We start from the raw sequence: 14,977 nt of genomic DNA on the forward strand, positions 1-14,977 counted from the left end.
ACCGGAGCATCATCATGATCGACGGAGGTTTGTTGAGAGATAAGTAGAGCCCATCAAATCAGGGATCTGACTTATAAAACCTCCCCTATTTTCCGGCACTCTGCGCGTTTCTGAAGAAATCCGCTTGATTCCACCATTGTTTCTATAGGTTTACCGAATTCACGAGATTTTTTTGCGCCCCTAAGAGGGGTTTTCAGTCAGGTTTATATACTCAGCGTACGACTGGCTCATGGACTCCAGCATTGAGTTCTCGGAAAAAGCAGGTCGAATTAAAGAGATTGAACAGGGAACCTCTATCTCAGAATTCCTGAGTTCATCGCATCTGCACACAATTGCACAGACCATTGAACGAGAATACTACCCCACAGGAAGCACCAGATTCCGTTATCCGGTTCATCTCCTGCTGAAACTCCTTATCATCAAGTGTTTCAGGAAACAATCCTATGCCCGGACAATTCTTCTCCTGACAGACGAGGATTGTTTTCATCTTGGGGCAGAGTTGGGCGAAGATGGGTACATCATACCCAATTCAGCAACACTCCACTACTTCGTGAAATACCGTCTCGGAGTCAAGGGGATGAAACGGCTCATGCACCTTGTCGGCGAGGCAATCCTTCTCTGGGCACAGAATGAGATGGTAGGTATCATTGATTCAACTCCGATTGAAGCTTCCCGGTACGACAAATATGCTCCGTTTCATCCGCACTACTCGGTGAAGATGGATAAAGCGCATATCTTCCATCTGGGACCATACCCTCTTGCAATGGTCTATTCGTATGGAACCGATGCTGATCCATCTCATCTTCTACCTCTTCTTAAACGGGTGAAGACATTGAATCCACGGCTCATCAATGTGCTGCTTGATGCAGGATATGACTCATTTGAAGCACATGCTCAGGTTTGGTATCATCTGAATGCCCGACCCTGTATCGATATCCGGGAAGGAGCAGTTCTCCAGAATGAAGGAAATGTTGAGAGAATCAGACACTGGGTCAACAAGCTCTGGAGAGCAGGGGGAGATATCCACGCTCCCCTGGCTCAACAGTTGAGATTCCTCTTCCAGAACGGAAGAGTGGAACAGGTCGGGATGCATTTCCGAAACAAGAATCTTCTCGACCCTGAATTCTCAGCAATCATGCGAAGCCGTGGTGAGTGTGAACGGGTACATGCCCGGATGAAGGCATCAGTTACCTTTCACCTCAGGAGGATTCAGCATGAAAGCCGGGAACTCTATATAATCCTCAACTTTGTTGTTTATCAAATGCTCCTCCTGACGGGGTTGCGTGCCGGGGTGAAGAACCCGACACACCTGAGTACGTTATTCTGAGGACTGATTCCTGCAGTCAGAAGAGGCAAACCCCTTGGTGAGAGGGGAATAAAGAGAGCGATAGCTTTGTCTTTTCAATGGGTTTTTGGGTAATCTGGCAGTGGAACCGTATCGCTGTTCAAGACAAGGGCAGGGATATTGAGCAGTTGAGTGATATATTCAGGGCTCATTATGGAGATCTGACGGAACAAATGACCCAGAATTTCATATCATCAAATCAGGAGGGGTGTTGTTTTGATGGGCTCAAGTAGACTACTTTGTTGTCAACAAAAGAGATTAAGGAGAGGGTGTTTTGGACTGGTGTGTTTTGGGTTCTGTAATGATTCACCCTCTCAGTTAGATTGCCTCAGGTGGATCAGTTTGTAATGAGTGGATACGAAATCTTATATTCTATACTCTCCTATGGGTTATTATGGCAACAACGATTCAACTTCAGCCGGAGACAAAATCCCGGTTGGATGAATTAAAAATACATCCCCGGGAGAGTTATGATGAGACGCTCAACCGCCTCCTGGATATAGCATATGACTCAGAACCCCTCTCTGAAGAGACATTGCAGCAGATAGAGGAAGGTATCGCAGATATCCGGGCCGGTCGCTTGCGCTCACTTGAAGATATTGCTTTGGAACTGGGTCTGGAATGATCTGGCGAGTCCTCTTCACTCCGAAAGCGGAACGTGACTTGAAACGCCTTCCAATGTCTGAGGAGCAGCGGATCAAAGACGAACTAACTGCTCTAGCAGAAGAATCATATCCTCGCTTACACATAAAAAAACTGAAGGGACACCAAAGCATTCCGATTTACTCTTATCGGATAGGGCGGTTTCGGATTATACTCACAATTGAGGATGACGTGATGGTCATCTTTGTGATTGAGATCGGAGATAGAAGCACAGTCTACCGAAAATATTGAAATGTCGAGGTTTATTATTTCATATTACCTTTTTTTCAGTTGCTATAGACAAGTGCTCCTCAAAGCAACATGCTTCCTATGATAGTATGAAATTCCAACTCGATATCTCGTTTCGATCTTCAATTCAAGGACTGAATTGTTCGCTACTGCAATATCTGCCCTTTGGAAGAAATACTCAGGATCAAGGTTTTCAAATAACGAGTAATGTAAGCCTTAATCTTGATTTAACGACTTTAAAAGAGAGCCGCCGGAGGGCTTTTAGATGTGAAGTTCTTAATCCCACAGCAACTATTTATAGTATCAAACCAAATATAATTTTATGAATAACACACGTTTTCATAACTCCCCTGAACAATACTTTGCAGCCGCAAAGAAATCTATACTCAAAGGATTGGAATCAGGCAGATTAACTGACGACGATGCAACACTCATTCGAGACTATGTTGATGAAAAGTCGAGTAGGCTGTCTCCATCACGATATTATAAGACAGTCTCAACTCTGGTAACTGTCAGAAAATATTTTGCTGTAGAGTTCCGAAAAGCAAAAAAGAACGATTACTATGCCGCCATGAATAAAATGCGGTATGCAAATAAACCTGATGGGACCTCCTATAAGAAAAATACTATCGCCGACTATACCAAATTCACTAAGAGATTTTTTACGTGGCTTGCCGAAGAGAACCATGTTGAAATAAAACCTGATCATATTCAAAAATTTGCTACTGAAAAATTTGATCGGAAAACTAAATCTAATGAGGATGTTCTCTCGGCTGAAGAGATCACCGCAATTATTGGTAAAGCAAAATCCGCCAAATACAAGGCTTTACTTGGGATCTTATACGAAGGAGGTTTCCGTATCTCCGAGGTTGCGTCTCTTAGATGGCGAGATATCACTCCTGTTGATTTCGGCTTTAAGATCCAGACTGATGGAAAAACCGGCTATGATCGGAATCTCCCAATTCGAACATACCAGAACTATCTTGCTCAGTGGCGTGTTGCATATCCCGGAGATCCGACTGGTGATGCATTTGTGTTTATCACGCCATCAGGTAAACCTCTCCAATATCGAGGTGTGGCAAAAGCAATCAAGGGTTTTGTTAAGGAAGCAGGGATCACAAAGAATGTTACTCTTCATAGTTTCCGACACAGCAGGATAACACATGCACTCAGCGGAGGTATGCAGGAGACTGTTGCAAAGAAAGCGTTTTGGGGTAACGAGAGCACGGATATGATTGCATCCTATTCGCACTTGGTAGATGATGATGTGGATAATGCTATGGCAGCACTTTCCGGAGTAGATATTGGAAAGAAGAAGGTAAAAGAAGCTCCACGCCCGGTGCAGTGTCCGGAATGTCACTATATCAACCCTCCTTCTACAAGATTCTGTGGAGATTGCGGTCAGCCGTTGACAGTAGAAGCGATTCGTGATGTGGAGTCTGCCCAGAAAAAATTATTGAAAATAATGCAGGAACAACCCAGTTTTGCACTTCAGGTTCTCGAAAAAACAAAACATGAGAAAACGGAATAGTCGCAGATCTGTACATCATACCTAAAAAAATAGGTTTGAAATAAAACATCTTCCCAAATCTATAAATAATATAATTCATTTTTGGTTGGTCGGACGGTCTGTTAAGCGAACATATCATCCATCATATGACCACCTCATTACTAAAAGAGCATGCTTATGCCCTTTAAAGAACTATTTGTATTTTCCTGAATAGAGTCTATTATAAACCCTATACTCGATAAAGTGCACGTATTGAGCACACCTCAGTGCCAAAGCTTGTATCGAGTGTGCATTTGTTTTGTTACTGATCTCTATTACTGTTACTCGGAGCACCAATATTTGTTAATTGAATTTTAAAAAAAAAAAACAGATTTCTAAGCATCATTCGGAAACTGTTCCTATACATAAGTACGGAACTCAGTTTAGGATGACAAGAACAGCAAGCAGATCATAGCAAGCAGATCACTGATAACAATGAATTCTGAATACATACACATTACAAGAAGACAAACAAAACAAATAACCAAACGCATTCTTCGTGATACTCAATGGGCAAAAGACCTCCAGAACCAAGACCTTCAGGCTGGGTTGATGAACCCTTCATCAACCTCATTCCTATATCATGGGTTGTCGAACTCTGCAAACTTCCCCCGTCAGCTATCCGAGTCGGACTCCTCATCTACCATAAGAAGGGACTCAATGACAAGAATCCATATCGAGATAAATACGGACCCGGGGTGCTTAACATAACCCGGAAGTTCGCGAACATTGCCATGCAAATACCTCCACGGACCCTTACGGAAGGTCTTGACAGACTTGAGGAGGCAGGATTGATCGCTGCCTCAAGAGGACGAGGAAGGGCGATACGCGTCTCGATCATCGATGTAAAGAAAAAAGAACAACCTGATGATTCGAACACTGAGGCGAATCAGCAAATTCAATGTTCGATTATTGAATAAAAAGAAATGTTACTTGAACACATCCGCGATGAATCTCATTGTCGCCCATACAAACTCAAAAGATCCCCTCAGACCCACATTCATTTATATGGGGATACTTCAAACTAGTATTTGTGAATAGAAAAATAGTTTCTATATCCAAACTGTCACGCAACGGAGGTCCCAAAGGATCGAACGTTCTGACAGTCCCAGCAGAAATCTGCCGACTTCACAATCTCCATCAAGGAGACCGATTTCTGATCAGTATCGATGATACTGGATGCATAGTTTATGAACACATCAAAAACGAAACTGAGTGACAGGGAGATCGAAATGTTCCGCAACATACCTCCCCGACAACTCAACCTCACAACCCTCCATGGAGGAATTACAATTCAATACTTTAAATCTCAAACGCTAAATAATGATCTAATCCAGATCCCCCGTGATGTATACGAACAACTCGATTCTCTCTATTTTGCAGCAGCAGAGATCCTTATGGAGCAGGGAAAAGTCATCATTATCGAATCTGATGGCAGCCCTGCACAAAGCGTATCACGAGGGTCTTCACTATGAGTTCGGATATACCTCCCGTCTCCGAGATCACAGTAATACCCGAATCATACTCGTCTTATACGGGGAAATGGATGGGAGGATTCACCCCCTCCCCCGATATCCCGATACATTCTGACGAGTATCATCAGAAACTGGCAGCAAAACTCTGGGTTGACAAAGTAATGAAGAAGAACCCTTCGTTGTTCGATTCGCTGAAAGAGCAGCATCTCTGGTCGTGTCGGGACAATGAGGTTGTCTTCTGGCAGGCGGTTGCAGCGATAATTCAGGAGAAAGGATCGACCTCACCAAATGTCGAACCTGAAACTGAAACAATTGAAACCAAATCGGATTTCCCCTCGGACGAAGAACTCGGAAAACTCGATCATCCTGCTCTCCTGAATCTCTGTGAAGAGCTGGCTCAACACTACCCATTCCTCGCGGGAAAAAGAGAGGAGTTCGACAAAAAAGGCGTTTTTTCCTCACCTGAAAATACTCGAATATTTCTTATGAATATGCGGAACATGATCTCCCATGATAATAAACAGACACCAAAACAGGATACAGCATCTACCCTCACTCCAAGAACAGCTCTCGATAATGTGCCGCTCCTTGTAGGAGATCTTACTCTGAAGATATCATCTTCTGGTAACAACTACATATCGGAGATATATAGTAAGGGTGAAGTTGTGGTGTCAGATACAGCATCCATACCCGCATTCCAGGATTCTCGGGCTGCCGGACGAATTGCTCGAAAGATAAAAGATACACTGCCGGTTTTCGATCAGAAAAATGTGAAAGATCATCTCGATCGTATTTTCAATGATATGGGAAATTCCCCCGATTCTCATGCGATCATGAGTGAGGCATGTGCAGAAGTTCTCCGGAAAACAGTTTCGGTTAAACGAGAAATGACCGAATCTCCAACGTATATCATCGAAATGGATGATACTGTATCTTTGACATTTCAAACAAAAGATTTTGGATCATTAAACTCGTCATCAATCAATAACCAATGGATCGAAAAATATAATCGTGGTCTTGACATAAAAACAAAAGAATTCAAACAAATTCGAGATTTTTGGATGGAACGTGCTGAAGATATTGAACCATTAGGATGCGTGTCTCCTTGGGAACCAATCGCGGAACAGATATTAGAACAGGTTGCTTCGAAAACAGCTTCAAATGAGCAAGAAGGGCTCGTGAGAAGCGGGTTGTATAAGGATCTTCACGGTCCGTTATGGGTCGCTGGTTCGATAATATCTGATGTGATGAAAGATAATGGTAAAAGTCCGACAGATCCCGGTCTTTCGCATTATCTGAAAAAAACAGGATTTCTGATTACTGGTTCCACAGTATTCAGAATTGGTTCGCAAACGGTGAGAGCATGGGGGTTCGATCCACAATTGAAACCCCTTCCCGATAATTCGAATGATGATCCTTTTACTGATTCGGAGGAGGTGTGTGCAGCATGATCCCCCATATTTTTGTTACAGGTAACCGACATGTAACACGCGAGGAAAGTTGTTTGCACGAAATCGTGCAAGATGCAAAACTACCCGTAACACCCGTAACACCTGTAACTGGTCGTCAAGAATCTATTTGTTCTTATATTAAAAACCAAATCGTCGTCCTTTTAGTAACGGGTGAAAACATACTAACCCGTAACACCTGTAACAGAAATACCTCGCGTGATTATATGGAGTTAACCTATGGCTGAACTCTCCCGATTCAGAGGAGGACCTGGTAGTGGGAAGACCACTCAACTAATCTCCTTTATCTCTGACGAACTGGGGAAAGGGGTATCTTTTGACGATATCAGTATCATGACATTTTCCCGATCCCAGACAGAAGATCTAAAAACCCGGCTCAGAAACGATATGCCGGATCTCTCTCCAGAACAAATTGACAAACGAGTAGCAACAATAGATGCAACGGTTTACCGGCAGTGTAGATATACCGGATTGTTCACGTCCGATCAAAATCCTATACTCCAACCCGGTGATTCCAAAAGGAACGGGGTTTTCCAGGAATTCATGGATCAACACCAGCTTGATTACAATCCGAAAGGGTGGCTCACCGATACTGACGATCATAGGCGTCTTGCCGACATACCGGTTGGAAACCAGCTTATTACCCTGAACAGCTATCTTAGTTCGACATTGAGATCTCACAATTCATGGCATGAATCAGCTTCATCCCTCGGATTAACCCTCTCCGGTGACGCATACAATATTCCCGAACTCCTCTCTGCATGGAGCGAGCATAAGATTCAAAAGGAGGTTGTCGAACACAGTGACTACGTCCGCCTGGCGCTGGATCATGAAATCCTCCCCCCAGCTTCGATCTTAATCATCGATGAATATCAGGATGTATCGCCTCTCCAGCATGCTCTCCTGAAGCACTGGATCGCCCATCCTGACACCAAACGAGCGTTTGTCGCTGGTGACGAAGATCAAGCAATATACGCGTTCAGAGGTTGCGATCCAAATCTCTTTCTCTCTCTCGATGCAAAGGACGTCGGATCAGATGGGATGGAGAATCGTCCTGAATCCCATCGTTGCCCAGTTGCGATTATGAACGTTGCCGAACGGGTCCTTGGAAAACAATCAAATGTCTCCGCCCATACCCGATGGAAAGGTCGAGCCGCTCATCAAAAATGCCCTCATGCCCACGATTTAATCGAGCTCGTCGAGGCTGGGATCAAACATCTCCATGGTAACAGTATGCCTGAAAACCTTTCCAAAAAAATGTTCATCCTCAGCCGGTTTAATGATAATGCGAAGAAAATTGCCCGGACACTCGCCAAACACGGCATCCCCTGTATGGGTATCAAAGAATCGAGAAATAAAGTATGGACCGCAACTATCGCCGGTAAAAGAATCGATCTCAATGAACTCAAATGTGTGATTCAGAAATATCTTACTCCCGGCTCTGAGGTCGATTATGACGAAGCCATAACATTTGTTCATTCACTTAGCGGTATTGATGGGATTAGGTATCATGATATCATCGCCGAACTCACTTCCTTAGATAAACACACAATCCTCCGAGCAGAACATTTACATCAGATAACCCGCGGTCGTAAAGACGACATCCTCGATCGATTGAACCTTACCCAAAAACAGATCGATCAGATCCGGGCATGTCTCCACAGAGATGCAAGGCGAGGTTTCACCATCCCTCCCGACATGATTCAAATCGACACAATACATGCCTCAAAAGGTCTGGAATCTCCCATAACACTTCTTCACTCCGGCTACTTGAAAAACAGGTATTCTGATCTGGTGATTCCCGAACGGAATGCTGAGGAACGGAGAGTATTTTTCACAGCGGTGACACGTACAAGCAAAAATCTGGTAATCGTGGATTATGGCAAGAGCCCGGTTTGCCCTCTGCTCGAAGAGGTGATCTAATGAAAAACCAAATCCTTGAAGATGCATGCCAATATTTCGAACGATACCTCACAGAAGAACACAGGAACTTCCTCCAGTCCCGGTACGGGTTCTCCCGCGAAACGATTACAAAGTACCGGATCGGGTATGCACCTCCAAAAGTAAGCGGGCTTCTTGAGTATCTCATGAGTCGTGGGTATCCAAATGAAGATATCAGCACTTCAGGTTTGATCAATCAGATCAGAACTGAAACCAAACACTCATCATCCGATCTATTTCAAGGAAGGCTCGTGTTTCCCTACCTTCTCTACGGTTCCCCTCTCTATTTCATCGCCAGGGAGACCGATGCCACTCCCTCCTGGGGGGACTACAAATCACCTAAATACATAAAGCAAAAGGTCTTAGAGAACGGATTCATCGAGCCAATATTTGGTGCTGATACAGTCATCCCTTCAAACACTCTCGTCATCACAGAAGGGATCACCGACTGTATTGCTGTCCATCAGGCAGGGTATCCGGCAATCAGTCCTGTTACAACTCGTTTCAAAGAGGAACGGATGCCTGATGTCATCAAGTATTGCAAATTTGCATCCGAGATCATCATCATAAACGATTCTGAGGAGAGCGGAATAGGAACACGAGGGGCTGCAAAAATAGCTATGGGATTGATCACAGGCAACTCTCCACCCACACGCATAGGCGAGATCCCCCGTCCGGACGGTGAAGAGAAAGTTGATCTGAACGACTATCTCCGGGCAGGTGGGTCTCTCGCATCTCTCATCGAGAGCGCCATTCCAGCTCAGGATCACCCTTCGGTACACGAGCTACAAAACAAGATGATTAACAGGGCAATGACAACCCTCCGTTCTGAAAGATCATCCACATCAAGAATTGCCTATTCTCAAGATGATATTGAAGCACTTAAGGACGCTATGCCTTCTCTCTCCGCATACACGGGTATAGCGCCCGGTCATCGTGGCTCCCATCCAGTATACGGGAGCATTCACGGTGATAATTTTGCTATTTCTCAGGATGGGCAGACCTGGACATCGTTCCATGGGGGTGCCGAAAAAGGAAGAGCCGGGGATATCCTCAAACTGATTGCCCTTGAACAGGGGTTCCTGGATGACGAAAATGACAAATTACGTGGTGATGCCTTCAACGAAACAGTGAAATTCTGTAGGAAGAAGTACGGGGTGAAATGAATACCTTTCCCTCCTCCTCCTTTAATTTCATGTCGTGACTCATCACATCAAAACCTTACTAGCCATGAGAGCTGTATATTGCCCATAATAATGGTCGATCTACAGAAACTGATATTTGACATAATCGAATAACAAACACGCGAAATAACCCTCTTCTCTCTCCTCTCCCTCTTATCCAATGAAAGAGTGATCACGTTGAGAACCCAGCAACTCATTTCAACTCAGCTATTCTCCCTACCTTTTCATTGACATACTACCCTCCTATCTGGGAAATCCTCTCATGCTGGAACAACTCCTAAAAAAAGCTCTTCAGGCTTGTTTGGTGATTATGAAAAATACCATAGATATTAATTAACACCTCAAGTTCTGACTGGGGCACCAATGCTGACATCCATCCGCAGCCTCATAAACCAGATAGCACAGCCGATTGAGCAGACTACTCCAAAACACGATAAATTTTCTGAAAACCATGAAAACCGACAACACCACTCCCATCCCTAAGCGACAGTCTGGATATCACATCTATAATGATATCTCCCCACATGCTCCCCCAAGCGAGAAAATCTTAAATGCCCTCCTTATCATCTCCATTAGAGATCCGATCTCCTTCAATCTGATCCACCCTCGCCATCTCAAAAGCCCCGGCGACTGGATCCGGTTCGTTGATTATGCAGTCAGCTCTCCTACAAGAGACGGTATCGGTTTTGTCGCCAGACAAGCAATGATAAAATACCTCGCCTCCTGCGATATCAACGACATCACCCGGCGCGAGGCGGTCCTCCTGACAAAGGTTGCCCGTCCCCATTCGGATCAGATTCCGAACCTGAAACCGCTGTTCGAACGAATCCGAATTTGGGAGGAGTGAGGTGTTTTAAAAATATTCTTATATAAGAATCTCGAACCCGCAACAGCTCTATGAACACTTCGAAATATTCCCCTTATCAACTGAGGAATTTATATGAAAAAAAAGAATGCGAACAACAAATACGACGACAACGTCCCCGTATCGCCAGAAAATCCCCTTCCCATGACCCGCGAAATGATCTTTGCGTTTGAGCATTGGAGCCCAGAAATGAAGGGTGTTGGACGATCCATGATTAAACAAGGACTCTGGTTCGTCCCGGAACCGCTCTCCGCTATAGACCAAACATACCCCGACCCTCTCACAGAAGAGATGGCTCATCCCTTTAAAATCCGTAGATCTATCATGGATCAGCTCATCGAACGCGAGCCGTTTTATAAAGATCTTGAAGAACAAAACGTGCGTAACCAAGTCTGGATGATCATTGAGGATCATGACGATACCCAGGACAGCGATTGTTATCCCACGGACTCCCTTTCCCCTCCATCCAAAACTCAAGATAACGGCGTCCCTTTTCACCTCGAAATCGTCCAGGAGGATTCTGTCGCCCTCTCCGATCTCAGTCTGATGGTCTCCCTCAAGTGCAATGTACTTCCAGGCTGCGATCCCATTCTTACAATGATCTGTCTGGGCAGCACCGAGCCGCTCATCATATATACGGGCGAGAGAGCTGGTAAAATCTATGAATGGATCCTCAGGGCGAAACATCTCAACAAATCCTTTTTGCGAATCGATCTGGTATCCGGCAAGGTTTCGTTCTGGACACAGAGCCAGATTCTCCACCAGAAGGGCAATCTCGTGTCAGAATAGGCTCGACCTTCTTCAATTCTCTTTTTGCCACTGGAAACGACTATCGTTAACAACATACATTGGCAAAAGCCTGAAAAGTACCTTCATCCATTGGTTGTGGCGAAAAGCCCTACCCCCCCCACCCGATTTTCCATTTTTATATCCGCGTTAAACCCTGGATATCAAAAATTACGCGCACAGAGCCGCCCCTCACCTCAGAGATGCGGGGGCACCCCACCCGACTTTCCATTTTCAAATATCCTAGTGGGAAACCGACCTCCGAAAAATTTTGAACCCAGAAAAGTTGAGCATGTATTATTACTCTCATGCATAAAATGATCAATTATAATTTATAACGGGCGGGGAATCCGAAAAATTGCAACACTCGAATCGAAACATAATGAAATTGGTGTACTCTGATGCACATATTTGTACATTGTGTATGTATTGATAGGTAAAGGTCTGTATACATGTCTCATCCTTGGGGGATTTGTGGCATAACTACGATTTCACATCGGTATGGCTAAACAGCGCTATTGGCACTCAAAACCATAACAGGGTTCAAATTTGACATCAGGATCATATGTCTGAACAGATGGGCACGTCATCACTCAGATAGATGATAGGAGGACACATGATCTTTATGGCTGAGTTATGCGGAGCTAGTTCAATTTGGAGAATCTTCCCCACCCCATGATAGAATCATAAGGAATAACATATAGCAGGTTATATTCCCACTATTCCGTGATTGATATCTCGATCAGATAATGTCATTATAATCAATCTCGTTATGGCGGGTTGGATGTGAAGGGCAATGGGTTTATTTGAGGAATTAATTGAAAAACTCAGGGGCAAGGGTAAAGACGTGCATTTTGAGACTTCTTCTGGGTTTGAAGAGGACGTTGACCCCTGCGCTGTTATTACTTTGACTCAAGGACTTGGGGGTGAAAATGAAGAAGATTACCTTTCCCCCTTCCCCGCACCCGAACAAATCACGGGTAGCCACGCAAATATGTCCTCACGATTTCTTATAACAGGTAGGTTTACACCAATTGGAAATAATTTCCCTGACTACTATGATAGAGGTGATGATTCTCTCGATGAATTGGAGCCATATGTCGGTTATGATTTAAGTTGGGGGGACGATATTGACTATTATCATTCTGGCGATTATCATGATTATTATGATCATCACCTACCCTAATATGTCAGAAGGAACAACGTTTGTGTTCTCTTCAATTTATGCTTTATTCGGTATTTAGATAATAAATAATCTGATTATCCGTCATTTATTTTCAAAATCGGAATAGGGTTATATATCAAAATCTCTGTAAATAACTGATGCCTATTGATTGACTATTACTTTATTTACACCTAATATACAAAATTACCACAACAGTGATTCCAATGAACCCAAAACATCTCATCCTCACCATACTCGCAATCTTTGCGATCATCACCATATTCAGCACAGCGGGCTGTGTCGACCAGGAACAACCCCTTCCCATCGCCACTCCTGAACCAACCCAGATCCCAACTCCTGAACCAACCGAACAGCCGACACAGATAACGCCAACACCACCCCCAGACACAACCCAAACCCCTCCCCCGCAAGTCCAACCCGGCAGTCGGCTAGAAGCTCACTTCATCGATGTGGGGCAGGGCGATGCCATCCTGATCCAGTATAATGGGAAGAACATGCTTATCGATGCAGGCGACCGGGGATATGGGTCAACAGTAGTTTCCTATCTCAGAGAACAGAGTGTATCCAGACTGGACTATATTGTAGCCACTCATCCGCATGCAGACCATATCGGGGGTATGACCGATGTTCTGGATGCATTCCCGGTCGGTCGGTTCATTGATAGCGGCAACCCGCATACATCGCAGACTTACGAGAACATGCTGCTTGCGATCGATGAGAAAAACATTCCGTTCAGTGTAGCAGAACGCGGGCAGACCATCAATCTCGACTCAGCTCTCTCGATCCAGATCCTCAACCCCGGACCACAACTCACCGGCGACCTGAACGAAGATTCGGTGGTCTTGAAGATGGAGTATGGGCAGGTCGCGTTCCTGCTCACAGGAGATGCCGGGATCAGCACCGAGAACCTCATGATGCAGCATTATGACCTTGAAAGTGAGATCCTGAAAGTGGGTCATCACGGGAGCAGATATTCATCAGGTGCAACGTTCCTGGCAGCCGTCAGCCCCGAGGTGAGCATCATCATGGTCGGGGAAGGTAACCGCTACGGTCACCCAACAGATGAGGTTCTCGACCGGCTCCGTGTGATTGGATCACAAGTCTACCGAACCGACCACCACGGGACTATCGTGATCGCAACAAATGGCGTGAAATACACCGTCACATCCGAACGTGGAGCATGAACCTGATGGAGAGACGCGGTTTCAAAGCCACCATAGACCGTTTTGCTGGCGATTACGCGGTACTTCTCGTCCGGGACGATGAAGATATCAAGATAGACTTCCCCACTACCCTATTGCCTGCGGGATGCAGGGAGGGGGATATCATAGATATTCAGATCGGCAGGGATGAGGAGGCGACTGCTGATGCCCGGGAGCGGGTGACAGCGTCGCTGGGTAAACTGAAAGCAAAGAACGGGTAATGTTATTCTTCATTAACCGAAGAGTAGGCTTCAACAAGGATGTATGGACGTTATCTACCCTTGATAATGCCCTGATATAACCCATTAGAAGAAAGATGGTTGATAGGTATGTATAAACGCATGACAGCACAATTCAGCAGACGATGTGCGGTAGTTGTTAACAGCCTGACATTTCACAAGAAGTATCATTTGTTACGGTCAGAATTTGTAAAAGCCATCGAAGAAGCAGGGACCTTTGAGAATCTCCCCTTTAAATGGCAAGAAATGATATTGGATTGTGAAGAATCGCTATAATGATCTGCCTCAAAAATGCAATCCTGACTCTTAACTGATCAGTGTGGTTTTTTGAAGATTTCTCATTGCTTCTTCTCTTTAATATGATTTAATCAAGTTTTCTGAACCATTCTCATTTATTAGAGGTCTGGAAGTTCTCGGATAATAAACTGTATTGTAGTTACCATTAACTCTAATCATCGTAACATCTGAATTGAGTATCTTAACTTCGTTATAATTGCCATTTACATGAATTCTTTCACCGGAAACATCTTGAATCTTATAATTACCATTAATAAATACATCTCCAACTGAAGGTAATACCTGCTGAGTAGATGATGGAACTCCATATGTTGGCTGTGAAGTAGGTGATGCTACACGTGCCTGATTATCGGAATGATTTATCTCAATACAACCAGAAAACGCAACAAGAATGAAAATTATCGTCGCAAATAAAATTCTTATATTTATTTTTCCCATATCCAATCAATCAACAATAGAATGCCATTAATGATAAGTTTTTCTCGATTATTAAGGATTTAAGATGATATCTTCTTTTTATGAATCTCCTTATTGGATGGAATATTAAT

At 44.3% G+C, this 14,977-nt stretch carries 14 protein-coding genes; 13 read left to right on the forward strand and 1 reads right to left on the reverse strand.

Annotated elements, in window-relative coordinates; translation table 11 throughout:
• The first annotated feature begins 229 nt into the window (after positions 1-229).
• The 13 genes from ACYUBO_RS04130 to ACYUBO_RS04190 all read left to right on the forward strand — a co-directional run bounded on the left by ACYUBO_RS04130 (position 230) and on the right by ACYUBO_RS04190 (position 14,114).
• Complete coding sequence (locus tag ACYUBO_RS04130; protein WP_460371484.1) at positions 230-1,327, forward strand: transposase; 1,098 nt, start codon at positions 230-232, stop codon at positions 1,325-1,327.
• Positions 1,328-1,739: 412 nt separating this feature from the next.
• Positions 1,740-1,970 (forward strand): DUF7557 family protein, encoded by a 231-nt coding sequence (locus ACYUBO_RS04135; protein WP_460372580.1) that lies wholly within the window; start codon positions 1,740-1,742, stop codon positions 1,968-1,970.
• 53 nt (positions 1,971-2,023) lie between these two features.
• Positions 2,024-2,239 (forward strand): type II toxin-antitoxin system RelE family toxin, encoded by a 216-nt coding sequence (locus ACYUBO_RS04140; RefSeq protein ID WP_343221800.1) that lies wholly within the window; start codon positions 2,024-2,026, stop codon positions 2,237-2,239.
• A gap of 319 nt (positions 2,240-2,558) precedes the next feature.
• Positions 2,559-3,767 (forward strand): site-specific integrase, encoded by a 1,209-nt coding sequence (locus ACYUBO_RS04145; RefSeq protein WP_460372582.1) that lies wholly within the window; start codon positions 2,559-2,561, stop codon positions 3,765-3,767.
• Positions 3,768-4,294: 527 nt separating this feature from the next.
• Positions 4,295-4,705, forward strand: a complete 411-nt coding sequence (locus ACYUBO_RS04150) for a hypothetical protein (RefSeq protein ID WP_460372584.1) — start codon at positions 4,295-4,297, stop codon at positions 4,703-4,705.
• A gap of 551 nt (positions 4,706-5,256) precedes the next feature.
• Positions 5,257-6,711, forward strand: coding sequence for a hypothetical protein (locus ACYUBO_RS04155; RefSeq protein ID WP_460372586.1), 1,455 nt, complete (start codon positions 5,257-5,259; stop codon positions 6,709-6,711).
• 237 nt (positions 6,712-6,948) lie between these two features.
• Positions 6,949-8,652, forward strand: a complete 1,704-nt coding sequence (locus ACYUBO_RS04160) for a UvrD-helicase domain-containing protein (RefSeq protein ID WP_460372588.1) — start codon at positions 6,949-6,951, stop codon at positions 8,650-8,652.
• Positions 8,652-9,836, forward strand: coding sequence for a DNA primase (locus ACYUBO_RS04165; RefSeq protein WP_460372590.1), 1,185 nt, complete (start codon positions 8,652-8,654; stop codon positions 9,834-9,836). Before ACYUBO_RS04160 ends, ACYUBO_RS04165 begins: the two co-directional genes overlap by 1 nt.
• Before the next feature lie 469 nt (positions 9,837-10,305).
• Complete coding sequence (locus tag ACYUBO_RS04170) at positions 10,306-10,701, forward strand: hypothetical protein (RefSeq protein ID WP_460372592.1); 396 nt, start codon at positions 10,306-10,308, stop codon at positions 10,699-10,701.
• 93 nt (positions 10,702-10,794) lie between these two features.
• The gene (locus tag ACYUBO_RS04175) at positions 10,795-11,508 is read left to right on the forward strand and encodes a hypothetical protein (protein WP_460372594.1); all 714 of its coding nucleotides are present in this window, start codon (positions 10,795-10,797) and stop codon (positions 11,506-11,508) included.
• 793 nt (positions 11,509-12,301) lie between these two features.
• Entirely contained in the window at positions 12,302-12,691 is a 390-nt protein-coding gene (locus ACYUBO_RS04180; protein ID WP_460372596.1) for a hypothetical protein, read from the forward strand.
• Between the two features lie 203 nt (positions 12,692-12,894).
• Positions 12,895-13,875, forward strand: coding sequence for a ComEC/Rec2 family competence protein (locus ACYUBO_RS04185; protein WP_460372598.1), 981 nt, complete (start codon positions 12,895-12,897; stop codon positions 13,873-13,875).
• Between the two features lie 5 nt (positions 13,876-13,880).
• Complete coding sequence (locus ACYUBO_RS04190) at positions 13,881-14,114, forward strand: DUF3006 domain-containing protein (protein WP_460372599.1); 234 nt, start codon at positions 13,881-13,883, stop codon at positions 14,112-14,114.
• 372 nt (positions 14,115-14,486) lie between these two features.
• Here ACYUBO_RS04190 and ACYUBO_RS04195 read toward each other — a convergent pair whose 3' ends face one another.
• Positions 14,487-14,867 carry a DUF3060 domain-containing protein gene (locus tag ACYUBO_RS04195; RefSeq protein ID WP_460373586.1) on the reverse strand — a complete coding sequence of 127 codons (381 nt, stop codon included), beginning with the start codon at positions 14,865-14,867 and terminating at the stop codon, positions 14,487-14,489.
• Positions 14,868-14,977: the final 110 nt, after the last annotated feature.

The organism is Methanocalculus sp. MC3 (assembly GCF_054767395.1).